Genomic DNA, 23731 nt, shown 5'->3' on the forward strand with positions numbered 1-23731 from the left:
TGTGGGGCCAAGTTCTTGGCCTCACTTATTTCACTACCTTGTTTTAATATCCTGAGGAACTAGGAAATGGTAAACGCTGTGCTAGGTGCCATATTAATTGGCTTAAGCCTTGGTATATTTGGTTCTGGCGGATCAATTTTAACTGTGCCGGTGCTGATGTATCTGGTTCACATGCCTGCAGATATGGCGATTGCTTCTTCGCTTATCATTGTTGCCGGTATCAGCTTATTCGGTGCTGGCCTGCATATCCGGAAGAAACTCATATCGTGGCCTCATGTTTGGCTATTCGGTATTCCGGGAATGTTGGGTACCTATGGTGGCGCATGGGCAGGTACCGTAGTTGATCCTCGCTGGCAATTACTTTTGTTTGTGGCATTAATGCTCGTTGCCTCTGTGTTTATGTGGCGCAATAGCCAGAGCGCTATAGCGGCTGAAGCTTCTGCTTTACCGAAGAAATTAAATATTCCTAAGGTTGCCGCTGATGGCTTGGTTGTGGGAGCTATTACTGGGTTTGTTGGTGTGGGAGGCGGCTTTTTAATTGTACCTGCCCTAGTGCTTATGGGGGGATTGGCTTTACCTTTAGCTATTGGCACAAGTTTGTTGATCATTACATTGAAATCAGTGATTGGCTTTCTGAAATACTACGAAGTGTTGCATGCGGCTGAGCAACAATTTAATTGGCCGGTAATCAGCCTACTAATCGCAGGCGGTATTCTCGGTAGTGGGGTTGGAGTTTATATTGGCACGCGTTTACCAAAGCAGAAACTGCAAAAAGGTTTTGCGGTATTTCTGGTAATCATGGGTATTTTTGTACTCATGCGTTCAGTGTTGTAACCATAGATCATAGAGCCCGTTAATGTTCAAATGTTTGAATTAACGTTGTAAGAGAATGAAAATATTTGCAACGGGCTGTTTAATTTTTCAACGAAATTTGTAAAAAATTGTAACGAAATATTAATATATCAAGAGATTTGTAAAGGTAGCATGCCTTAAAATTTAGTTCCCCTATTGTAGTTTTCTCTCTCAATCCACCGTTATACAAGGCCTTCAGAGATTCCTGCTGAGGGCTTTTTGCCATTTTGTGGCCAAATCCATGGCGTTGAATGTAATTTTCAAAATGTTAGCCTGATGTTGCAAATGTATTAGCTGGGATTAAGTGGTACTGGCTCGTACATCGCCTTGGTTAAAAATAAAAAGGAAGCCAAAATGGAAAAAACAACAAACAGCCTGCCTAAGATATCTGTCGTTGCGTCTGTGGTAGCGGCGGCGCTGTCGTTGGGTGTTGCATCTGCCCAATCGGGCAATGATGCGAGAGTTATCGTAGATAATTTCAAACAACACTCAGGGTTCGTAAAGCCTGAAACTCTGAATAGAGAGCAGCAACAAGAATACCCTGATTATTACATTGTTGAACTTGAATCCCAGCCCATTGCGATGCGTTTCGGTGATGCTGGTTCAGTTACGCAAGGAGCACCAGCAAATCGCTTAAACCTTGAAGCAAGCGATGTTCAGCAATACGCCAATCAATTGCAAGCCGAACAACAACGAGTAGCTCAGCAACTACAAAATCAGGTATCGGGCCTGAACGTGGTGCGCCAACTTTCGATTGTTTCGAATTCACTTATTGTTGAGGTTCCAAAAGGTGAAAATGTAATCCGGCAGATGAACCGGATTTCGGGTGTGAAGCGTGTGCATGCACACAAAATGTATTATGCCAACATGGACACATCGCTCGATCTTATCAACGCGCCAGTAGCTTGGGATCTTATCGGTTCTCGTGATGAAGCGGGCGAAGGTGTGCGCATTGCCATTATTGATGGTGGGATTAATTCTGGTCACGAAATGTTTGCGGCAAACGGACATACGCGCCCAGAAGGGTTACCCAACGATGATTATTGTTCCGTTGTTGATGCTAGCTTCTGTAATGATAAGTTAGCCCTTGCGCGTTATTACACGCCAACTTTCCAAGTTCATCCTGATGAACATATCAGCCCAGAAGATTTCGGCGGCCACGGTACACACGTAGCTGGAACCGCAGCGGGTAACCATGTTTCAATTTCTTATAACGGTGTTGAAACCGCCTTTTCTGGGGTAGCTCCGGGTGCCACATTGATGGCATATAAAGCGTTGTTCAACGACCCTGCAGGCCAAGGTGGTGGTTCTAACATTATGTTAGTGCAGGCGCTTGAAGATGCCGTTGCCGATGGTGCCGATGTAATCAATAACTCTTGGGGCGGTGGCCCAGGAAACCCTGAAGCGAGCCCATACTATGCTGCCTTCCAAGCAGCTGAAGCAGCTGGTGTTGTAATGGTAACAGCGGCTGGCAACTCAGGCCCAGCAGCCGGTTCAATTGGGTGCCCTTCATGTATCGAAGAAGGCTTAACCGTAGCTTCAACTCAACATGGCCGTGTGTTTGGCAATCAAGTTGAAGTGGAAGGTTTAGAGAACGCTGTTATGGCTTACCCGGGCGATGGTGATTTTACCATTACCGATCCGATTTCTGGCCCAATGATTTGGGCGGGTGCGGTAGCTGAAGATAATGCTTTAGCCTGCGCGCCATTCGAAGAAGGCTCTCTTGAGGGCCATATTGTATTCACCATGCGTGGCGAGTGTGCATTCTCGGATAAAGCCAATAACCTTGAAGACGCTGGCGCCATTGGTATGGTCATGGGTAACAATGAGCCGGGCATTATTATTATGACCATGCCTGAAGCTACGCTCCCTTCAGTTACCATCGAACTAGCTGGGGCCGAAGCCGTAACCGAGTTATTGCAAGATGGCTCAGTTGTTGAAGGCACTATTTCAGCTTCTGAGGCTATTGTTAACGATAACTTAGTTGATGTGATGTCTGGCTTCTCAAGCCGCGGACCAAATTTCGACCCAAGCTTCTTAAAACCTGATATTGCAGCACCTGGTAGCGATATTTTGTCTGCAATTGCCGGTGAAAATGATGCTTACAGCGCGGCCTATTCAGGCACGTCGATGGCATCTCCTCATGTAGCTGGTGCAGCTGCATTATTGCGTCAAGTTCGCCCGGAGCTCGATGCTAAACAAGTTAAATCAGTATTGATGACATCTTCTAACCCGAATGTTCGCAAGGAAGATGCTGAAACGCCAGCGGATGCATTCGATATTGGTGCGGGCCGTTTAGACATCGCTGCAGCGATGAACACCGCCATTGCGATTGATGGGCCTTCAATTGTGGGCACAACCTGTGTGGTTGAGTGTACATTTGAACGAACAGTTACCAACCTATTAGGTGAAGCTGGCGAATGGCATGGTGAAGTAGCGTTTAGCCCAGAAAGTGGTTTATATGCTGAACTTAACAACGATAGCTTAAGCTTAGATGCCAATGGCAGTGCAACATTCCGCTTAACTATTGATGCTCGCACTGCAAATGAAGGTTGGCAGTTTGGCCACGTGATTTGGCGTGATGCTAGCGGCCAATATGCCGATGTACGCATGCCGGTAGCCGTTTCGCCTTCTTCGGCGGATAACCGCGCGGTACTCGATACCTTTGTAACCAGCGGTGAGGCCATAGTAGGTGAGCCAATGAGCATTCGTTCTATGGTTCGTGATGCTGGCTTTGAAATTCCAATGGTGAGCTTGATTTCGCGTGCACCTGAAGGTACGTCAATCGATCCAGAGTCAGTACAAACAGAAGCTGAGTACTCAACGATTACAGGTTCAACGGTAGCCGGTAACAACAGTGCGGTAACCGTAGCTGCAACAATGAGCAGTGGCAGTGAACCAAGTGCCACAATTGAGCCTATTGCGTTCCCATACGCCGGGCAATCAATCACCGAGTTAACCGATGATTACGCCACAGTGTGTGGTGCCGATCAGGATTGTGATGAAGTAACGGTTGGCCTTGATATTGGTATGTTCGGTGGTTTTGAATGGGATGGTGTGCAAGTTGATTACATCAGTGTTTCCGAAAACGGTTTCATTGCATTAGGTGATCAATCTGTAGGTGGCACATTTACACCACAGGAACTACCAAACGGCCAAGCGCCATTTGGCAAGCTTGCGCCGTTCTGGGCTGATTTTGAAGTAGCAGGCCCAGATGCCGCCATGCACTACAATCTTATCGAAGACGCTAACGGAGACCTTTGGTTTGCTTGGGAATGGCATCAAGTTCCTGAGTTCCTAGGTGCGTTAACCGGTACTGGCCCCTATACCTTCTCGGTATGGATCAAGCTTGGTAGCGATGAAGTAGTATTCAACTATGTGGATATTACTGGCCCAGGCTTCTGGGGAACTTCGGTTGGTGTTGAAGATATGTCGAGTAACGTTGGTATCAGCCAATTCTTCGGTAGTGAGGGAACCCTACCGCAAAATGGTGATAGCTGGATTACTTCAGTAGATTCACAAACTGGTTATGTAGCCGTTGATTATGATGTAACCGTGGATAACTTCGGTTCAGTAAGCAACGCCAGTGTAAGTGGCTTGCGAACTGATAACATCAGCTATGATTTAGCTGATTACGTTTCAACCGAAACGGAAGCCATGTTCGCCTCAGTTACTCTGGATACTTATAACGGTGATCTTAATGCAGTAACACCTATCTTTGTATCGCCAGCAGGGGAAGTTACAGTAGCTGTAGTTGAGGAACCCGCTCACGGCACCGTTAGCTTTACCGGCACTGAGTTCACCTATGTTGGTGATGGCGAGTTTACTGGTGAAGATAGCTTCAGCTATCAATTAGTAGATTCAGCCGGGAATACTTCAGAAACAGCAGAAGTAATCGTGAACGTGGAACTTGAGCCTCAACCACCAACGGTGTCGGTGAGTGTTTCTAGCGGTTCCGATAACACTGGCGCTGCAGGTAGCCCATTCGTTCCTGGCGATGGTGTAACGCTAACGGCCAACGCTTCGGATCCAAATGGTGATGCACTAACCTATACTTGGGCGCAAACATCTGGAACCAGTGTAGATTTGAGTGGCGGTACAAGCGCAGCGGCATCCTTCACTGCGCCAGATGAAACATCAACCTTAGTGTTTGAGGTTACCGTTTCTGATGGTGAGTTCGAAGCAACGGAGAGTGTGAGTGTTAACGTTGAGAGATCAAGCAGCAAGAAATGGTACGAGGGTAACTTCGGCGCCGCTCTTGTGCTACTTGGCTTACCGTTAGTATGGTTACGCCGCCGTGCATTGCGCGTGAAACGTGGCTAATCCCCGTTTAAAAAATGAACTTGGGTGAATACCACTCGTTCATTTTTTAGGAAACTTCAAAAGGGGCCATTATTGGCCCCTTTTTGTTGCTATGATGAGTGAAAATGGAGAGAGTAAACGGAGTAATTATGAAAAAAATGAATTTAATATGGTTAATGCTTTTCAGCCTCTCGCTTGCAGCTTGCGGTAATCAAGAAGATATAAGCTCTGCAGCAACAGATGAATCCGCAGAGCAGGCATCAGAACAGCCTGTTGCAGTAAGTGAAGCAGAAACGATTCCGAGCCTATTGAGCGCTATTCGCCAGCAAGTAGGTAATCCGGTGGCGAGTACTGTAGAAGAGTGCCGGGTGGTTGGGCTTGGGCAACGGCCTTGCGGCGGGCCCGAGCGTTTTCTAGTATATTCAACCGCTACTACTGATGAGGAGCAACTCATGGGTTTGGTAGAGCGTTATAATGCTTTAGCCCGTGAGCAGGTTAGCCGATCTGGTATGGTAGGCACTTGCGAAGTGTTACCTGAACCGGGCTTGATTTTGCGCGGCGGTGTTTGTGTGGCCGCTGAAAAAGCGCTTATGTAACGATCGCCGCTTAACCGTTTTGGTTATTTGGTGCATGGCTAGTTGGAGCATGATTAATTGAAGTATGATTACTTGGAGTTTGGTGGAAGGCGCTTGGTATGAATTTTATTGAAGTATATGAAAATGCGCTGAGCCCAGATTTATGTGCACGGCTGCGGAAAATTTTTGATTCTGGCGTGGCTAGGCCAGGCGCTACGGGCCATGGGGTTGAGCCGGAGAAAAAAATTAGCGAAGACATCGTATTGAATCAATTCCCCGAGTTCGCTGGGTTGCTTGAGGAAGTAAGTACGATAACTGCCGATCATATGGCGCGTTATTTTGCAAAATATCATTTTGCGCTAATTGCTCCGTTGGCTCTTACGGTGCGCGATGAGAACGGGCAGCCGGTAGCGCTTACCCATGATAACTATGAACAGTATGGCCGTGGTAAAGAGGGCCAGTTCATGCGTTTCCTTTATCGGTTAGGGCCTATTCAAGCGCAAAAATACAAGCAAGGTTTAGGTAACTATAACTACTGGCATTGTGAAGTGTATCCACAAAAAGGCAGTGTAGAGGCATTGCATCGAACTCTGCTATTTATGTTCTATTTGAATAATGTAGAAGAAGGTGGGGAAACCGAATTCTATTATCAGAATGAGCGGATTAAACCTCGAGCCGGTAGCATGGTTGTGGCACCGGCTTACTTTACGCACACGCATCGAGGGCTTGTACCAAAATCATCCGATAAATATATTTTAACGAGTTGGGTATTAATGAACCAAAGCCAACATTTGTTTCGCTAATCAGAATTGACACCATGGGCGCATAAAGGATGCAGAAAACGTTAAAGTGGTGGGTGGCGCAATGGCAGTACTTTCTATTTATTGGGCTACTGCTCGCAATTTGGCAACTACAACCCATGTGGATGGCTTACGACCGAGAAGCCATGCTTCAGGGCCAATGGTGGCGCTTACTCACCGGCCAGTTTTTGCATCTATCTTTTGCTCATGCACTTGGGAATATCCTAGGTTTAGGCGTGGTTTGGTTATTGTTTGCTGATCATTGGCGCGGCTGGCGATTTGTATGGTTAGTACCCATTTGTGTGCTGGGTTCAAATGCCGGTATGTTGTTTCACCCACAAATTGAAAATTACGTTGGTTTCTCGGGTGCGCTGTATGGCTTGATTGCCTTCGGCGCGCTGATGGATTGGTTCCATCGTATACCCTATGGTGGGTTTATTACTCTGGGCTTAACAGCGAAAGTAAGTTATGAATATTTTCTACAACCGATCGAGTTTTTGGCTCTCAATGATTTAAGTTTACTTGCCGTTGAAGCACATTTTTATGGCGTGCTTACTGGTTTTTGTATGGCATTCATAATTTACCTTTTGAATTCAGGTAAATCTTCCGGAAAGTGATGAGCGTATTAAAACTGAATTTATAAGAAACAAGGAGTTTTTAATCGTGAACAACATATGGGATGAGCGTTACAGCAGAGAAGATTATGCCTATGGTACAGAGCCGAATGATTTTCTTAAACAAGCCGTAGCTAAAATTGATATTCAGCCGGGTTCGAGGGTGCTTTGTCTTGCCGAAGGCGAGGGCAGGAATGCGGTTTTTCTTGCAGAATCAGGATTTATCCCTCTGGCAGTTGATTATTCTAATGTTGCCCTAGAGAAAGCTAATAGGCTCGCGGCTGCGCGAAAGGTTATTATCGAAACACGTAAAATTGATTTAACCAAAGAGGACTTACCTGATGAACAATTCGATCTAATTGTGATGATATTTTGCCATTTGCCCTCCGCACCCAGTATAAAGTTATATGAACAAATAAAAAAGCATCTTAAATCGAATGGTTGGCTGCTGCTCGAGGGCTACACAGAGGCGCAGTTAGCCCGCAATACAGGCGGGCCAAAGGACGCTGATTTAATGTTCAGCAGCAAAGAACTTAATGATCATTTTGCAGAATTTAATATCGTTCGGAGTCAAGAATTAGTTCGGCCAATTATCGAAGGTACTTTCCATACCGGTGAAGGTGCTGTTTGCCAATTTATCGCGCAGAAATAGAAAGATAAGAACTTTGGTTGGGCCTCAATGTCGCCAGTATTCCTCACAGATTTTTGTGAGCATAGGCGTTAACGCGGTTTCGGCCAAGTTTTTTACCTTGGTATAACGCGATATCCGCGTATTGCATCCATTTATCCAGCGAAGTATCTGTTACATCGCCTTGGTAAACACCAAAAGTAGCGGTAACATTTAGGCTCTCTCCTTGATAATCCACTCGCATACCCTCAAGCCTTGAGCGGAGTGATTCGCACACCTGTGAAGCGCCCTTCAACGGAGTATCGGGCAGCAAAATCGCAAACTCCTCACCACCCCATCGGCCAACAATATCTTGTTCACGTAAACATTCTTTGGCTAACTTACTCACCGCATGAAGCACCTGATCGCCAGCGTCATGGCCATGCTGATCGTTAAACTGTTTAAAATGATCAACATCGAACATAACTAGCGTGAGCGGTTTTTTATCTCGTTTAGCTTGGGCAATTACGGTTTCAAACTTCGCGGTGAAACCTCTGCGGTTAGGTAGTGTAGTTAAATAATCTGTTTGCGATTGCTCGCGCAGTTTCTGGGCTAGTGCTTCAAGTTCTTGCGTACGTTCTTTTACTTGTTTATCTAAACGGCGATTCAAGCGTGCTAAGGCAGCGAAGCGAACTTGCGCGATCACAACGAATGAGATTAACAGTAAAATGCCCGCAAGTAGCCATACCCAGGGGCTGGCCCACCACGGGCGCTCTACTACAATACGTATTTGTAGTGGCTTTTCAGCGGTAAGACCCAAACTACTTCGACCATCGATCTCCAGCGTGTACTCACCAGTAGGCAAGGTTGTGAAGGTTATTTGCCGAACTTCCGACCAAGCACTCCATTCATCGTTCAAACCGAGTAATCGATAACGGCCTGCGTTTGCGGTAGCGCCCTTAAAATCGAGCACACTGTAATGAACCACAACACTTCGATGATTACGCGCTAAATAGAGCTCAGGATTACTGAAGTGAAGGCTCCCAGTAATATCTTCATCATCTACGGCAATTCGGCTTAAGCCAATGTTCGGCCGTGAGCGATTAACTTCGAGTTCGTTTGGATTGAATTCAACAGTGCCTTTTACTGTACCGGCGTAAATACGGCCATCTGAGTTAACATCAACAGCAGCCCGCAAGAACTCGAAGGCGGATAATCCATCATCGTCACCAAAATTTAAAAACTGCTCACGTTCGCGTTCATACAGCGAAATGCCGCGGCTTGTGGTAATCCACAGGCGATCGACGGCTTCTGCCTCAATGCCCGGGGCCTTTGTTAAACCGAGAACGCGATCGGAGGGTAAGCCATTCGCTCGAGTATAGTTTTTGATTTGTTTTTCATTTAAATCCAGTTTTATCAAACCATTTTCAGAACATAGCCAAAGCTCGTTATCTCGGTGCAAAAATAGGCATAGAAGGCCATCACTAGGCAGATCGCCGCGCCAATTATCTTGCTTAGCTATCTCCTGAAAAGGATGCCATTTTTCACTATTTAGGGGCTTGAACCAAAGCCCAGAAAATCGGGTAACTAGCCAAAGGCCGATATCTTTTTGCTCTACCAAATCATAAACAAGGTCGCCGCGTAAATCGTTGAGGGCCGTGAAGTGCCAGCCAACTTGAGGCTCCTCTGAGGCCGGAGTAATATCGTAATAAGCGAGGCCTTGGCCCCAAAACCCAAGCCAGAGCCGTTGCTTTGAATCCTGAAAAATTTTTGTCACTGCAGTTGATTGAATACCCAGAGCATCGAGTATTTCGGTGGCTTCTGTTAATTGGTCGGTATCTTCGTCGATAAAATACAAAGATGAATTAGTTGCAACCCAAGTACGCCCCGTGTGGTCGGTTTCAACACTCTCAACGCGCCGCGATGCTTCATCGGCTGGAAAAAGCCAATATTGCCAATTTTTCTCAGTTACCTGCCAACGAGCCACACCATTTGGAATTCCGAACCAAACATCATCATTAATTTCTACGTGTACGGTACTGATGGTGCGTTGTAAAAGTGCGCGAAGTGGTTCGGGTGCACTCTCTGCCGTTAATTGGAAATCATTAGTAACGGGTAAGCTGTGGAAAATACCCTGATCGCGGGCACCGAGCCATAATGTACCGCTATTATCGGTGGCAATCCGCCGAATATCCACATCGGTGGCGAGCACGAAAGTATCATTAGTTGTTGGTATATATTCATGTGTTTCGGTATTAACTTGCCATAAGCCGTTCTCAGCGCCTACCCAAAGCTGATTGCTCCCTTTCGGATATAAGGTATTTACCCGCGGAGGCGTTTCACTGTTGTGTGCTGGCGAAAATTGCACTGGGATAAACTGTTCAGTTGCTGGGTTAAATTCGAGTACCCCGCTATCCACACCCACCCAGACGCGGCCATCAATAATTCGTAAAGCACGAATTTCGTTTATTCGGTTGTTACCATAGCGTTCGGGAAAGGGTAGATATTGTTGCCATTCGCCGCCATCTTGATTGGTGCGGTAAAGGCCAGAAGTAGTTGCGAACCATAGATACGCCTGCTGCTGGCTATCTGGTTCGTTTGTCTGTTCGGCGATACGCCAAATTCGTTCTTGGTATAGTGGGTTATCTGTTTCTAAGGCGCGAGCTTGATAATCTTCCACTACCGCTAAACCATTCAAAGTGCCAGCCCAAATACGGCCTTGGCTATCTTCGAAAAGGGTTTGCACGCGGTTATCAGGTAGGGGGCTGTTTTCCGTATTGTATACGCGGAAGCGGTTTTCGTTATGTTGCCAGAATAGCAAACCGGAACCCCAAGCTGCAGCCCAAAGTTCATCGTTCTGTGTCATCACTACTGCGGAATAACTTACCCGGCCGAGCTCATCATTTTCGGCACTTGCTGCCCACCGCGTGAGCTGGTAACCATCGTAGCGCAGCAAGCCGTCGGTATCGCCGGCGAACCATAAAAAGCCACGGGGATCTTGAAAGATATCGTAAACGGAGGATTGCCGGCCGCCTAATTCATCGGCAAACCGTTCAAACGAATGTTGCTGAGCCCATGCTGAAGAGATAGCGCATGCAACAATAACCCAAGTTGCAAGCAAGAATCGGGCAACAAAAACCATATACTGTGCTCATTTAAAATGTACGTTCCTATACTAAAGCATTTTAATGGAAATAGGCACAGACCGAGATGATTTCAACACGTATTTGGCCTACGGTTTATTTTTGGGTGGCTTAAATTTTTCCTTCTCGTTTTGCTGAAGTTTACGCCGTAGCCAGCGCGGGCCGAAAATGATGATGAACGTAATGGCCGCAAGAATAAAAATACTTAGTGCAATACTTCGCCCGTCAGTGCCTTGCATTACTTTACTTAATTCACTACCAGCAAAATTTACCAGTGCTAAGCCAGGGATGATGCCAATAGCCGAGCCGAGTAAATATGGCCGAAAACGAATATGTGAAGCGCCGGCCATTACATTGGTGAGGGTGAATGGTGCTATTGGTAACAAATTGATTATGATCATGGTACGAACCCCTCGTTCCCCCATAAATCGGGAAATACTTTGCAGGCGTTTACCACCAAACCGCAGCAACACGCGCTGGCCACTAAGCCGGCCTACTTCATAACTTACTATTGATGAGGCTAGGGTGCCCAAAGTGGCGTAGCAAAACCCCCACCAAGGGCCGTAAAGGAAACCGGTTAACACTACTAAAATGGTGAGTGGAAACATAACGAGCAAGAGCACTACGAACACAGCTGTAATGAGCGGCCATAACCAAAGTTCGCCGTGCCAACTACTAGCCATAGCAAGTGCTGATTGCGCCTGTTCAACGGATAACACATTGGTATTCCATGCAAAGCGCCATATGAGTGCTAGAAGCACTAATACACTGAGAAAACCAATAAATAACCAGAGCGCTGTTTTGCTATTTTCTTTCCGCTTCATCGTATTATGCGCCTTGTTGTAAACCTTACCTGAGCCAAGGTTGCCCCTCATGATGTTGCGCTAAAATGTAACCATAAAACTCACGGATGCGTTTAGTTACAGGTGCAACATCATAATTTTGTGCAAATGCTTTTGCTTGTTTACCAAGAAGAGCTCGTTTGTCGTTATTTTCCAGTAATTCATTTATGCGGCGAACCCAAGCAATTTGGTTGTGGGGGGTTTTGTAACCGGTATTACCATCTTCGATTACATCATCAATGCCACTGGAACGCACAGCTACCACAGGAGTGCCTGCGGCCATGGCCTCTAGGATAACCATACCTTGTGTTTCCGATTGCGAGGCGAATACGAATAGATCAGCGAGTTCATAATATTGCGGCATAATTTGCGGTTCTACATGGCCGGTGAGAATCACGTTATTGCCTAAATCGAGCTTATCAATGCACTTTTGTAACCGATTTTTATATGGGCCATCGCCTACTAAAAGTAGCTTGTAATTGCTGTATGTATTCTCTCTCAACGCCAGCGCCTCGAGCATAAACTCAATATTCTTCTCTTTACTCAAACGAGCAACGCTCACTAAAACTTTGGTATCTTTTTCGATACCATACTTATCTTTTAACGCCTGAATTACACTAGGCTCTGCTGCTTCAAAGCGTTTAGCTTCAATGCCCGTGGGTTGCACTAAGGTGTTAGTGCGAACGCCAATGAGCCGCAAGTATTCTTCGGCGGAATGGGTAGGCACAATGACGCCTTGGCACTTATTTGAGAAGCGGCGAATTAACCAGTGCGAGATCAAATTACGGAATATCAATCCGGGTAAAGGCACAAAATGCGCGTAATGTTCTAAACGTGTGTGATAGGTGTAAACCACCGGTACGTTTAAGAGGCGGCCCATAAATTGCCCAAGCCAGCCTAGCCCAAAGGGGTGGTGAACATGAATAATATCGGGTTTGAAACGCCTCACCGCTGAACTGAGCCGCCATGATAAAAAATTAGCAAAGCGAAATTCGCCCTTCGCGCCACTTGATATCAGCGTGGAGGCACGAACGATATCACTTTCATCATCCCATTTTTGACGATAGGTAGGCACAATGGCGAGCACCTGATCGCCGAGATCCTTGAGGCCAGTGCGCAAACGTTCGATAGAAATCGTAACGCCAGAAACAAACGGGAAATAGTTATTGGAGTACATCGCTACCCGCAAAGGTTTATCAAGATGCGGCGTTGCATCGATATCAAAATCCGGATAGTAATCTTGATCGCATATTACGTTGCGATAAATATAGGAGGCAAATATAAGAAGCACCCCCACTATCAAAAGTAGGCGCCAAATGCTCACATACACAAAACTATGAATAGCGCCCCAAAAGCTCACTATGGCGCGCCGCCACCAAGGCCATGCATTTTGAATATGCTCTGGCGTGATTGAAATTTGCCCAGATGCGATCTCTACACGTAAAAAATGATGGCGATTATCGCTTTGATCGAGCATTAGGCCACCGGCACCGCCGGTGATCACATAGCGGACATCGTTTTCTTCAACTTCACTAAACAAGGCCAAGTTACTTGAAAACACCACATCAACTTGGTGTGTTTCAAAACGCTGTTTTAGTGCCTCCGCAAACGTTGGCTCAGCGAAATAATCATCGATTTGAAAGAGTGCCGTATCTTCAAATTGCCGGTGCAAGGGTAAACCGATAAATACAATTCGATGTTGCGATTGTTGTTGAAATACGCGATCTAGCCAACTGAGTTGCCAGTTATATGGGGTTTTTCCAGTGCCATCAAGAAACACAAAATGAGTATCGCCAATTAAAACATCGTAAACATAGGGCCCGAATTGTTCGTAAAAGTTGAAGCTGCCGAAATCGCTTTCTTCATTTTCACCGAAAGTAAGTAAATAAGGTATTTCTAGTTGTGCGAATAGTTTATGTAAATTCCGATAACTTTCGGGCTGTCCGCCAGCAATGGCGTTCCCAGCCGATACCATAAACTCGAAATCACCATTATTTAATAGCGGAATAATTTCATCTCGAAAAATAGCGTGAGAGTTTTTAATGTTGCCCACTACGGCAAATGTAAGCCCCTGATCGCTATCAGTTTCATTGTTCGCGGTAATTGCTTCGATCTGGGCCTGGTGAACTGAGCGGATCTCGGGAGTTGCGAAATAGATATACACCTGATAACCGATTAAGCCAATAATGAGCGCTAGATTGAGCCAGTAAATGATTTTCCAGATTAATCGTGTTTGCGAATGGCTTCGCGATGTTCGGCCCATCCTAGCCTCCTAAACTTTGCTGCAGAAGTTCTCGCACTACATCATTGTGCCGTTTATGTTGTAAGGTTAGCGCATAAAAATGCTCATAACCATGAGATAAATGTTGAAACACCTGCAGCAGATTGTTAGCGATTTCATCGCGTACTACAACTGGGGGTAGCACCGAGAGCGCGCCGCTATCGCGAGCAAGAAGCCGCAGCATAGCCATATCATCGGCTTCAGCTTGCACCTGAGGCTTAAATGAAAAGCTGGCGCACAAGGTATCGAATATATTGCGTATTTCTGTGCCTTGAGTTGGCAAAATCCAATGTGAATCAGCATAGCCGTTTGGAAACTCGCCATAGTTTTCGGGCTTATTTGTTGGGCCGATAATGGCTAATTGTTGCCGGGAAACGAGCAGGCTATTCCAACGGCTTTTCTTTTTGCTTTGTGCCGGCAGTAAATTAGTTAGGGCGAGATCAAGAGTTTGGTTTGATAGCCCCTCAAGCAGTTGCTCCATACTCTGGGAATGTAATGTAAAAGTGGCCTGATTATTAGTTAACAGGGGCTCTACGAAACGTTCCACGAAATTTCTTGAAAGATTTGCCAATACACCAATATTAATGTGCACTTTGTTGGCCGAAAAACCTGAGTTGATTAGGCTCTCTAAGGTTTCACCAATGCTAAAAATTTCACTGGCGTACTGCAAAATTCGTTCGCCCTCAGGGGTAAGCGTTAAAGAGCGCTTTTCGCGAATAAATAAGGGGATGCCTACCGATTCCTCCAGCTGTTTAATTTGCATGGATAGTGCCGATTGGGAAACATGCAACTGCTGAGCAGTAGCAGTAAGGCTGCCGCTGGCGGCCACACGCCAAAAATAATAGAGGTGTTTGTAGTTTAACCGGCTCATGGAGGCTTCGAGTAATTAGTTAAGAATAAAAGAACTATAACATAAGATTAATCTATTTTATATATCATTGAAGATTTGCCACACTCCATAAAATTTTTTCAGAGTGGCAGGTTGATGATCGCAAACGAGATATTTCTTTGGCTTAGCGTAGCGCTTTTGGCTTTGGCGGCTTGGCAGCAAACAGCGCGCCGATTACCCCTAGTTTTGGCCGGTGTTAGCGCTACCGTAGCCAGTGCCTTGACCCTTTTTCTCGATACCGACGCAACAGCTTTGTTGCAACTAACCCCCTTGCGAGTAGTTATTTTGGCCATGATTTTTGTTGTGGCATGGGCGGTTATTAATTATTCAAAACAAGCCATTGCTGAGGAGCAAAACGCGCACCGCTATTGGCGTTGGCTCTATGCCACACTAGCCGCAGTTATTTTGGTGATTGTAAGTAATCACTTACTACTGCTTTGGGCCTCATGGGTGGCAATTTCACTATCGTTGCACCGTTTACTCGTATTTTATCCAGAAAGGCCTAGAGCGAAACTTGCAGCTCATAAAAAATTCATCATTGCTCGCACCGCGGAATTTTGTTTGCTCACCGCCATTGTTTTATTAGCTATTCATTTCGATACGTTCTTGCTTGCCGACATACTTGCAGCTTGGAGTGAAGATCCTGTTTTAACCACTGAGCTAGAAGTTGCTGCGGTATTAATTGCCATTACCGCATTACTCAAGTGCGCACAATTACCGGTGCATGGGTGGCTCATTCAAGTAGTAGAGGCGCCCACTCCGATTTCAGCTTTGTTGCATGCGGGCGTAGTGAATTTAGGCGGCTTTATTTTGCTGGTCACGGCACCAATCGTATTTGCTGTGCCCATGGCGCAATGGATAGTGCTTGTGGTGGCAGGCTTTACCGCGGTGTTAAGTGCATTGATCATGATTACTCGGGTGAGTATTAAGGTGAAGTTGGCCTGGTCGACAAGCGCGCAAATGGGCATGATGTTGGTTGAAATTGCGTTGGGGCTCTACGAGCTAGCAATTGTGCACTTACTCGCGCATTCCATTTACAAAGCTTATGCATTTTTAAGCGCGGGAAGTGCCGTAAACCAAACCCTGCAACGCCGGCTCGCCCAAGCAAAAAATGCACAATGGCACGATTGGCTGCTATCACTGGTTTTGGGCGCTGGGTTCGTAACTTTAGGTGCCACGGGATATGCACTGTTTAGCGAAATGATGTTTGCTAAATCAGCGGAAAGCCCGCTGAGTGTGCTGCTGTTGTTCACTGCGGCCTTAACTATGTTGCTGGCTCAGCGCCATAGTTTAGAAGTTAACGGCAGTATCTTGCGTTTTAGTGCACTGGCACTATTGCTCGTTTTTGCTTACTTTGGCTTAAAAATAGCCGCTACACCTTTTGTACCAGCCCTCTACCCGAGTAGTGCAGCTTTTTTAAGCCTGCCTGACCTTTGGGTTTCACTACTCATTCTTTTGCTCGTGGTTGTGAGCATGTTGCTGCACATATTTCCGGAGCGAAACATTTCTCAGAAGCTCTCGATGATCTTGTTCGCGGGGTTGTATTTAGATGAATGGGCCACTCGTTTCACGCTAGCTATTTGGCCAATCTATCCGCGTGCCAATGATAAGAGTAAACGCCATCAGAAGGAGAAAGCGAATGCTCACAGATAATGCAGAACACAAAGATGGTGAGGTTGAGCTGGCTGCTATTTCTAATGCTTGTCGGAGGATTGCCCCAACTTGGCCACTGGATCAGAGCATTGCGGTGAACCCCTGGTGGGAGTTTAGAGATCAAGGTTACGGTGAAACCGCGCAGCATTTGCAACATATTGCCGCCGTGGATGGCTTTGCGGCACCGGAATTTTATTTAGATGCTTACTCACGAGGTGAAATTAGTGATTGGGCGATTGCACGAGCAGCTGAACGTTTACAGGCAGCTTCGGGTAACACGGATCCCGCGCCATTTTTTCTGCAGAGTTTGAAGAACCAAGGCAAGCGTGATCACCTCGCGCTATTCTCAGGCCAGGTTGATAAGTTTCGTGATAATCATTACATGCGCTGGCAAGAAGAAATTGTGCACCAAATAAGCCAGTTTTGTGCGGCCCATTTTCAATCTTTACGGCCGATGTTGGGGAAAAGCAGTGCACGGGAGAAAAAATCGCTATACGCCCACTGGCTCGAAGTTAGCCGTGTTGATTATGGGTTATCGATTGTGCTTTCTGCACCTAAGTTGCGGCCTTTATTTCGCGAGTTACCTGATAGTGCCGATGCGTTAATACAATTTGTTGTGGCGGAGCTTAATTTGAGCCCTGACGATGTGGAAGATTTCGCGCTCGCTTGCCTCTACGATGTCCACGGCTGGGCATCCTGGGTAGCTTATCGGCAGTGGCAAACCCATACGGCAACAGGCGATGATTATTATTCGGCTGATGTTGAATCAGCAGAAATGCGTGAGTTGTTGGCGATTCGTATGGCTTGGGAATGGCTCGTGTTCACCTATGTGAAACGTTACGACAACGGCTTGTGTGCGCTCGCTAGTGAAGCATGGCGAAAGCAATGGCGGCAACGCAAAGGCAAAGAAAATGATACCGAAACTGTGCGGGCCGAAGAGGTTTGGGGCTTAGCCTTAGAGCTAGAATATCAAAAACGCTTAGAGCAAAAACTACCGAAAGTAGCCACAGAGAAACAAGAACCAACGAAAACTTGGATGCAGGCGGTGTTTTGCATTGATGTGCGCTCTGAGGTGATACGCCGAGCGCTTGAGCAGCAGCATGATGGCATTGAAACTAAGGGGTTTGCCGGCTTCTTTGGAGTGCCATTGGCGTATCAGCCGAAAGGTAGCGCCCTTGTTCGTTCACAAACACCGGGCTTGTTGAGCCCCGCGTTGCGGGTTGAGGAATGGCTTACCCAGCAAGAGTTACATGCGCGATTAACACGCTTAAACAACAAAGCACGCTTACAAACTTGGTCATCTGCGGCGCCAGCTGCCTTTTCTATGGTGGAGAGCATGGGCCTAATTTATGGCCCGAAATTGCTCAAAGGCGAAGTGCTTAGTAATTCGGTGAATGATTTAAGCCATGTACAAAATTGGCAAATCATTGCCGAGAGCGATGAGTTAGATGTTCAGGCGCTTACGGATGTTGCCGAAGCTGTTTTACAAGCAATGAGTTTCAAAAATTTTGCGCCCTTAGTTTTGTTGGTTGGCCATGGTAGTGAATCACGGAATAACTTACAGGCTTCGGCACTTGATTGTGGCGCCTGTTGCGGCCAAACCGGTGAGGTAAACTCGCGTGTGTTAGCCCAAATTTTGAATCATCCGAAAGTGCGTGCTGAATTACCTAAGCGTGGCATTGATATTCCTGAGGAAACGCGTTTTGTGCCCGCGTTGCACAACACAACTACTGATGATATCCGCCTTTTAGATACGTTGAAACTGCAAGATCTGCCCATGCCGCTAGAGGATGTTTTGGCGGGTGCGCGAAGCATTGCACAACGAGAGCGTTTAACACGCTTTGAGCCAGCTAAAGCTGCGTTACCGCAGAAGGAACAAGATGGCTTGTTGCGCAAACGTGGGCGTGATTGGTCGCAGCAGCGCCCAGAGTGGGGCTTGGTGAATAACGCAGCGTTTATCATTGCACCGCGCAGCTGGACCCGACATGTAAATTTAGAGGGCCGCTCGTTTTTGCATGATTATTGCGAAGCAAAAGACCCCGACAAGAAAGTACTTACGCTGCTAATGACTGCGCCCATGATCGTAACCCACTGGATTAATATGCAATACAACATGTCGGTTTGCGAACCGCTCAAGTTTGGAAGTGGTAACAAAGTTCTACACAACGCGGTGGGCGGCAGTATCGGTGTATTTGAAGGTAATGGCGGTGATTTACGCATTGGTTTAGCAAGGCAATCAGTATTTGATGGCGAGAAATGGCTACATACGCCGCAAAGGCTAACTGTAGTAATAGCCGCGGAGCAGGATTCGATTGCTGATGTTGTAGCCGAGCATAAGGTTCTTCAACAACTGATCGATAATGATTGGTTGCACATCTTGCAATGGCAAATTGGCCAGCCTCTCATGCGCTTTTATAAAGGCGAATGGCAGCAAAATATCGAAAACTAAGGAGTACTTTGTGGCGTTTGCGATTTTGGTAACTCAACATGAAAAAGGTAAGTTGATTGCGCCCGTTCTTCAGGAAATCGGTATTCGAGTAGTGGAAAACTCATCGTGGGATACGGATCAGCTTGGTACTTTTGCGGGTGAAGTAGAGCGTAGATTAACACCACATGAATGTGCGTTAGAAAAAGCAAAACAGGCAATCAAGCTAACCGGTTTAGGTATTGGCTTGGGTAGTGAGGGAAGTTTTGGTGGCGGCCCATTACCCGGCGTAATCAATTGGAACGAGGAAATCTTGTGTTTTTACCAACCAGAACACGAACGAGTGATATATGCTCGAGCGAGTGGCGCGTTCCCAGGAAAAAGCTTTGTACTTGAGCAAATTAGTGATTTAGAGCACGTTGAGGAGCTAAGCAACCAAGGCCTGCATTGGATTGTTAAAATCAACGATGAAATATTGAAAGGGCTGAACTTAGCCATGCTAACGGAGGCACTTACGATTGCTGATCAGCATGGGCTGTTAACATGGCCGATTAAAGTTGAACCCGATCTTCGCGCCATGTATTGCCCACCTCGGCAACAAATGATTAAAAAAGCGGCAGAAGATTTAGCCCGGCGGCTGCAAGCCCTGTGCCCAGAATGTTCCGAGCCTAATTTTGTTGTAAAACATCAGGAAAAAGGATTACCGTGCGAGCTATGTTCGCTCCCTACGCAATTGCCCAGCCATGAAGTTTTACACTGTGAAGCCTGCGAGCACACAGAGAAACTTGGGGTTGCTGCTACAAGTGCAGATTCGCAACATTGCCAATGGTGCAACCCCTAAGCCTCAGTGCTTATTCTCCAGCTACTCGAACCCCAGTGGGGCGCAATTGAAATAAAGTACGTGGATTCTCACTACCTTCTTCAGGTGCCAATTCAACTGTTTCTATCGCACCATAGGCCCAAGCAGTTTTGCCACGAGCAGCTATTGGAAATACCATTTCACCATCGTTCACTTTGATACGAAATAGCTCATGGTCCGCTGTGGTTTTTAAACTCATCCAACATCCCATGCGTTCGCACGAGTTGGTGACAACGCCTTCTATCAAAATGTTTTTACCGATATAACTTTCCGGGTTTTCAAAGAAAGTTTCTAAACTTGTTGTCTCGATGTTCGGGATAGTTTCACCGAAAGATAGGCCGTTGCTGTTGTTTGCCTGTGCGGAAGTAACAAATACTGTTAATGCAAACAAAAGGGTAGTAATCAGAGAAGTTCTCATTTTTAAGTATCCTATTAACGATTGATATTTGCCTACAGATTTTTCTTGTACTCACGAATTTTGAATTTCTTCTCACCAGATAAGGGTAGTTCCGCTTTTTCTTTTAAGGTACAAGAAATCGGAATTTGCTTGTCAGTTTGTTGCTCGTTCAGTAAACCTCTCGTGAACATAGCAGGAAGTTGTAATGTAATCATTTAGTTTTCGCTCCTAATCCTACAGAGCATATCTAAAAGCACATGCTCAATAAAACGAACGATAATGAGAATAATTCTCATTATAGAAAAGATCAAGTGCTAGAGTGAAAATTTAGCCTTCCGAACAATTTTCTCATCTGAGTAACATAATCTGCTTTTCAGCAAAGTGAGTTTTGCGCGGTTCTAGTTTCTAAGTGCCAAATAGTTGTAAGACTCAAACGCTCAAATGTAAAGCCTCAGTAAAATCAGGCACCTTCAGTGGGCAAAATCTGTGAAATAGCGTTTACTTACTACGAATCTTTACACTTTTACGCAGGAAACCTATTTATGGTGATTCCAAATACAGTAGGTATTGTTCTGGCATTGTGGTGTTTTTTAGTGCTAGTGGGGTTGTTTGAGGCTTGGCGTCATCGAGCGCTAGTTCGCAAAATCCCTGTTCGCATCCATGTGAATGGCACTCGCGGAAAAACCAGTGTGACACGGTTAATCACGGCAGGGCTGAGAGGTGGTGGAAAGCGCGTATGTGCGAAAACTACTGGCTCGGCCGCGGCACTTACAGATCCCGAAGGTATCGAGTTCCCTATTTATCGCATAAGTGGTGCCAACATTATTGAGCAGATGCGCACAATGAAGCGCATGGCATCGCTGCAACCAGAGATCGTTGTTATCGAGTGTATGGCTTTGCAGCCGCATTACCAATCACTCTCTGAATTACGCATGATCCGTTCAACTATTGGTGTTATCACCAACGCCCGGCCGGACCATTTAGAAGTAATGGGGCCAGGTGAGCGGGATGTAGCCTTAGCGTTAGCGGGCAGTGTGCCGGTAAAAGGGGATTTTTTCACGGCGGAGCGCGATCTATTGGATGTATTTGAACATGCAACGCAAGATCGCGGCACCACCTTGCACCCGGTAAAGCTTGAGCAGGTAGAGGCGATTAGCGAAGAAACGATGGCAAAGTTTACTTATGCGGAGCATGCGGAAAATGTTGAGTTAGCGCTGCAAGTTTGCGAGCACGTTGGCGTGGAGCGGGAAGCCGCATTGAAGGGAATGCTGGCGCTCGAACCTGAAGCTGGCGCAATGCAGGTGTTGAAAGTGAATTATTTCCAACGGGATATCACTTTTGTAAATGCTTTTGCGGCCAACGACCCGGAATCAACTGGGCGCATTTGGGAACAAATGGTGGAAAAACATGGTAATGAACGCCGGCGAATTCTACTTATTAATTGCCGAGCCGATCGGCCTCATCGCTCGCAACAACTAGCCCAAGCGGCACCAGATTGGCCCCCCGCCGATAAGTATATTTTGATGGGGTCTGGAACATTGCTGTTTGTGCGTGAAGCGGTGAAACGAGGAATACCCGCGGACAAATTACTAATAATGGAGAACGCCGCAATGGTAGATATCACCGAAAGTTTGCTTGAGGAAAGCGGCAACCGAGCGTTAGTGGTTGGCGTTTGTAATATACACGGCGGAGGCGAGGATGTTGCACGTTTCTTCCAAAACCGAGCCATCAGTAAGGATGATTTATGATTGCATTAAATATTTTAGCTGTATCTATTGGCATAGGTTTGTTCTTCACCTTGCTGTTAACTCAAACCATGGGCTTAGCGGCAGGCGGCCTAGTTGTTCCTGGTTATATGGCTCTGCAACTAACAAACCCATTGAACATTGCGGTAACCATTGTTGCTGCGCTCATAACCTATTTTATTGTGCGGTTGATCGCAAGTTACGTCATTATTTATGGCCGCCGACAAACGATTATTATGATTTTAACGGGGTACTTAATTGCCGGTGTATTAGATGTTTTTCTGGGCAGCATGATTACCTGGATAGATTTAGACATGATCGGTGATGGTGCAGATGGTGAGGCAAAAATTGCAACCTTAGAATCTTCGATGCTGATGTCGGTAATGGAAACCGATATTGTTGGCTACATTATTCCAGGATTAATTGCTATTTGGTTTGATCGCCAAGGCGTGTTGCAAACTTTGTGCGGCCTTGCAGTAACCGCTGTTCTCGTGCGCTTAGCGCTAATCGTGTTGATGCCTGAAGCGTTACAGGTATATGAAGCACAACAACAATTTTCTATTCCCGGCTGGTAAAGGAGCACCTGATATGAGTAGCTTTTCGAAAATGTATTGGCGGTCCTCTGGCGTTCCAGTTTGGGGCCTGATTTTTTTAACCGTTGCCGCAATCGGTGCGCTCCTTGCAGCTGAGAATCTGCGCGCAAGAGATCAAGTGGTGGTTGATAATTATGCCACTATGGTTGCTGCTGCGAGCAAAATGCGAGAGGGGATGGAGCTATTACAGCCCCTTCGGGCGCAAATACATCCTATTAGCCCAGAATCTGATCCACAGCGCTCAGGTATTATTGGCCTAACTAATAGCGATATCACCACTACGCGTGGCGGTTTAGAATCGAAACAAACCAGCATTAACCCAAATTGGGCAGCCGTAGGGGTTAAATTACTCGCGGATGCTGGGGTTGGTGAGGGTGATTTAGTGGCCATGACGATTTCAAGTTCGTTTCCGGGAATTAATTTGGCGATGTATTCAGCGCTTGAGGCTATGGGTGCCGATGCCATAATTGTTGCCTCAGGCTCATCATCGCAATATGGTGCAAACGTACCCGGGTTAACGTGGATCGATATGGAGCGTGAACTACGAAACGCAGGCGTTTTAAACTTAAAAAGCCTCACCGCTTCGATTGGTGGTGTAGAGGACCGTGGCGCAGATATATCGCCAGAAGGCATTGCATCGATTGAACGGAGTATCGAACGTGCCGGCATTCCTTTATTAGCCCCCACCAGCTATGAAGAAGCGGTTGCTAAACGTATTGCTATTTTTCGGGAAAATTCAGCCGATAGGCCCATCAAAGCTTTTGTTAACGTGGGCGGAGGCGCAACTATCGTGGGCCCTCCGGGTATTGATAATTATTTTTCATCAGGCTTGATCACCAGTGTATCGGCACGTGCATTCGCAGTAGAAACCGTGATGGGTTACTTTCTCCGTGAAAATATTCCATCAATTCATATGATCGGAATTAAAAATATGGCTGAACGGCACGGCTTACCGATCGCGCCAATAGCTGAGGTGCCTGTTGGTAACGGTGGCATTTATAGTGCAACTTCTTATCGCAGGGGCCTAGCTTTAGCTTTAGCAATCGGATTATTTGGCCTAACTTGGTTAATTGTTCGTTCAGCTCGAATTACCAGTATTTGGCGCCGTACTAGTGAAACCGCGAAGGGTGTTCGGCCAATGGTGTGATACGGCG

Annotated in this window: 18 protein-coding genes; 12 read left to right on the top strand and 6 right to left on the bottom strand. The window is 46.4% G+C overall.

Going from position 1 to position 23731, the window contains the following annotated elements; genetic code table 11:
• Positions 1-66: 66 nt before the first annotated feature.
• The 6 genes from CWE08_RS01100 to CWE08_RS01125 all read left to right on the top strand — a co-directional run bounded on the left by CWE08_RS01100 (position 67) and on the right by CWE08_RS01125 (position 7795).
• Complete coding sequence (locus CWE08_RS01100; RefSeq protein ID WP_126764823.1) at positions 67-834, top strand: sulfite exporter TauE/SafE family protein; 768 nt, start codon at positions 67-69, stop codon at positions 832-834.
• Between the two features lie 372 nt (positions 835-1206).
• Positions 1207-5175 carry a S8 family serine peptidase gene (locus tag CWE08_RS12360; RefSeq protein ID WP_126764824.1) on the top strand — a complete coding sequence of 1323 codons (3969 nt, stop codon included), beginning with the start codon at positions 1207-1209 and terminating at the stop codon, positions 5173-5175.
• A 128-nt stretch (positions 5176-5303) separates the two neighbouring features.
• Positions 5304-5750 (top strand): hypothetical protein, encoded by a 447-nt coding sequence (locus CWE08_RS01110; RefSeq protein ID WP_126764825.1) that lies wholly within the window; start codon positions 5304-5306, stop codon positions 5748-5750.
• A gap of 98 nt (positions 5751-5848) precedes the next feature.
• A complete protein-coding gene (locus CWE08_RS01115; RefSeq protein ID WP_126764826.1) occupies positions 5849-6532 on the top strand; it encodes a 2OG-Fe(II) oxygenase in 684 nt (227 codons plus the stop codon).
• A 29-nt stretch (positions 6533-6561) separates the two neighbouring features.
• A complete protein-coding gene (gene rrtA, locus CWE08_RS01120; protein ID WP_126764827.1) occupies positions 6562-7146 on the top strand; it encodes a rhombosortase in 585 nt (194 codons plus the stop codon).
• A 46-nt stretch (positions 7147-7192) separates the two neighbouring features.
• Positions 7193-7795 carry an SAM-dependent methyltransferase gene (locus CWE08_RS01125; RefSeq protein WP_198677029.1) on the top strand — a complete coding sequence of 201 codons (603 nt, stop codon included), beginning with the start codon at positions 7193-7195 and terminating at the stop codon, positions 7793-7795.
• Between the two features lie 43 nt (positions 7796-7838).
• Here the strand turns inward: CWE08_RS01125 and CWE08_RS01130 are convergent, their stop codons facing one another.
• From CWE08_RS01130 to CWE08_RS01145, 4 genes are all read right to left on the bottom strand, one after another.
• Positions 7839-10892, bottom strand: coding sequence for a ligand-binding sensor domain-containing diguanylate cyclase (locus CWE08_RS01130; RefSeq protein WP_126764828.1), 3054 nt, complete (start codon positions 10890-10892; stop codon positions 7839-7841).
• Positions 10893-10982: 90 nt separating this feature from the next.
• Positions 10983-11717, bottom strand: coding sequence for a TVP38/TMEM64 family protein (locus CWE08_RS01135; protein ID WP_157981211.1), 735 nt, complete (start codon positions 11715-11717; stop codon positions 10983-10985).
• Between the two features lie 25 nt (positions 11718-11742).
• Positions 11743-13998, bottom strand: a complete 2256-nt coding sequence (locus tag CWE08_RS01140; RefSeq protein WP_126764830.1) for a glycosyltransferase — start codon at positions 13996-13998, stop codon at positions 11743-11745.
• Position 13999: 1 nt separating this feature from the next.
• The gene (locus CWE08_RS01145; RefSeq protein ID WP_126764831.1) at positions 14000-14887 is read right to left on the bottom strand and encodes a LysR family transcriptional regulator; all 888 of its coding nucleotides are present in this window, start codon (positions 14885-14887) and stop codon (positions 14000-14002) included.
• 114 nt (positions 14888-15001) lie between these two features.
• Between CWE08_RS01145 and CWE08_RS01150 the strand changes: the two genes are divergently transcribed.
• The 3 genes from CWE08_RS01150 to CWE08_RS01160 are packed head-to-tail and all read left to right on the top strand — an operon-like array spanning position 15002 to position 19824.
• A complete protein-coding gene (locus CWE08_RS01150) occupies positions 15002-16558 on the top strand; it encodes an NADH-quinone oxidoreductase subunit L (protein ID WP_126764832.1) in 1557 nt (518 codons plus the stop codon).
• Complete coding sequence (locus CWE08_RS01155; protein ID WP_157981212.1) at positions 16545-19007, top strand: YbcC family protein; 2463 nt, start codon at positions 16545-16547, stop codon at positions 19005-19007. Before CWE08_RS01150 ends, CWE08_RS01155 begins: the two co-directional genes overlap by 14 nt.
• Positions 19008-19017: 10 nt before the next feature.
• Positions 19018-19824 carry a DUF6671 family protein gene (locus CWE08_RS01160; protein WP_126764834.1) on the top strand — a complete coding sequence of 269 codons (807 nt, stop codon included), beginning with the start codon at positions 19018-19020 and terminating at the stop codon, positions 19822-19824.
• 10 nt (positions 19825-19834) lie between these two features.
• On the opposite strand, the gene CWE08_RS01165 is transcribed toward CWE08_RS01160, so the two are convergent.
• Together CWE08_RS01165 and CWE08_RS12145 are read right to left on the bottom strand one after the other, a co-directional pair.
• Positions 19835-20260, bottom strand: coding sequence for a DUF4920 domain-containing protein (locus CWE08_RS01165; RefSeq protein WP_126764835.1), 426 nt, complete (start codon positions 20258-20260; stop codon positions 19835-19837).
• Positions 20261-20292: 32 nt separating this feature from the next.
• Positions 20293-20454: a hypothetical protein gene (locus CWE08_RS12145; RefSeq protein ID WP_157981213.1), complete on the bottom strand. Its 162-nt coding sequence runs from the start codon at positions 20452-20454 to the stop codon at positions 20293-20295.
• A gap of 327 nt (positions 20455-20781) precedes the next feature.
• Here CWE08_RS12145 and pgsB point away from each other — a divergent pair, with 327 nt between their 5' ends.
• Genes pgsB through pgsW form a run of 3 tightly spaced genes read left to right on the top strand, consistent with a single transcriptional unit; the run spans position 20782 to position 23724 of the window.
• Positions 20782-21987, top strand: coding sequence for a poly-gamma-glutamate synthase PgsB (gene pgsB, locus CWE08_RS01170; protein ID WP_126764836.1), 1206 nt, complete (start codon positions 20782-20784; stop codon positions 21985-21987).
• Positions 21984-22559 (top strand): poly-gamma-glutamate biosynthesis protein PgsC, encoded by a 576-nt coding sequence (gene pgsC / locus CWE08_RS01175; RefSeq protein WP_126764837.1) that lies wholly within the window; start codon positions 21984-21986, stop codon positions 22557-22559. Before pgsB ends, pgsC begins: the two co-directional genes overlap by 4 nt.
• A 13-nt stretch (positions 22560-22572) precedes the next feature.
• Positions 22573-23724, top strand: coding sequence for a poly-gamma-glutamate system protein (gene pgsW / locus CWE08_RS01180; RefSeq protein WP_126764838.1), 1152 nt, complete (start codon positions 22573-22575; stop codon positions 23722-23724).
• Positions 23725-23731: the final 7 nt, after the last annotated feature.

The sequence above is a fragment of the Aliidiomarina iranensis genome (assembly GCF_003987135.1).
GTDB lineage: Bacteria > Pseudomonadota > Gammaproteobacteria > Enterobacterales > Alteromonadaceae > Aliidiomarina > Aliidiomarina iranensis.

What these genes read in the sequence shown, in the direction of transcription:
- pgsB (WP_126764836.1), top strand. Translation starts at nt 20,782, where the DNA reads ATGGTGATTCCAAATACAGTAGGTATTGTTCTGGCATTGTGGTGTTTT.
- CWE08_RS01100 (WP_126764823.1), top strand. Translation starts at nt 67, where the DNA reads ATGGTAAACGCTGTGCTAGGTGCCATATTAATTGGCTTAAGCCTTGGT.
- CWE08_RS01110 (WP_126764825.1), top strand. Translation starts at nt 5,304, where the DNA reads ATGAAAAAAATGAATTTAATATGGTTAATGCTTTTCAGCCTCTCGCTT.
- CWE08_RS01130 (WP_126764828.1), bottom strand. Translation starts at nt 10,892, where the DNA reads ATGGTTTTTGTTGCCCGATTCTTGCTTGCAACTTGGGTTATTGTTGCA.
- pgsW (WP_126764838.1), top strand. Translation starts at nt 22,573, where the DNA reads ATGAGTAGCTTTTCGAAAATGTATTGGCGGTCCTCTGGCGTTCCAGTT.
- CWE08_RS12145 (WP_157981213.1), bottom strand. Translation starts at nt 20,454, where the DNA reads ATGATTACATTACAACTTCCTGCTATGTTCACGAGAGGTTTACTGAAC.
- CWE08_RS01115 (WP_126764826.1), top strand. Translation starts at nt 5,849, where the DNA reads ATGAATTTTATTGAAGTATATGAAAATGCGCTGAGCCCAGATTTATGT.
- CWE08_RS01165 (WP_126764835.1), bottom strand. Translation starts at nt 20,260, where the DNA reads ATGAGAACTTCTCTGATTACTACCCTTTTGTTTGCATTAACAGTATTT.
- CWE08_RS01145 (WP_126764831.1), bottom strand. Translation starts at nt 14,887, where the DNA reads ATGAGCCGGTTAAACTACAAACACCTCTATTATTTTTGGCGTGTGGCC.
- CWE08_RS01150 (WP_126764832.1), top strand. Translation starts at nt 15,002, where the DNA reads ATGATCGCAAACGAGATATTTCTTTGGCTTAGCGTAGCGCTTTTGGCT.
- CWE08_RS01155 (WP_157981212.1), top strand. Translation starts at nt 16,545, where the DNA reads ATGCTCACAGATAATGCAGAACACAAAGATGGTGAGGTTGAGCTGGCT.
- CWE08_RS01135 (WP_157981211.1), bottom strand. Translation starts at nt 11,717, where the DNA reads ATGAAGCGGAAAGAAAATAGCAAAACAGCGCTCTGGTTATTTATTGGT.
- pgsC (WP_126764837.1), top strand. Translation starts at nt 21,984, where the DNA reads ATGATTGCATTAAATATTTTAGCTGTATCTATTGGCATAGGTTTGTTC.
- CWE08_RS12360 (WP_126764824.1), top strand. Translation starts at nt 1,207, where the DNA reads ATGGAAAAAACAACAAACAGCCTGCCTAAGATATCTGTCGTTGCGTCT.
- rrtA (WP_126764827.1), top strand. Translation starts at nt 6,562, where the DNA reads ATGCAGAAAACGTTAAAGTGGTGGGTGGCGCAATGGCAGTACTTTCTA.
- CWE08_RS01140 (WP_126764830.1), bottom strand. Translation starts at nt 13,998, where the DNA reads ATGGGCCGAACATCGCGAAGCCATTCGCAAACACGATTAATCTGGAAA.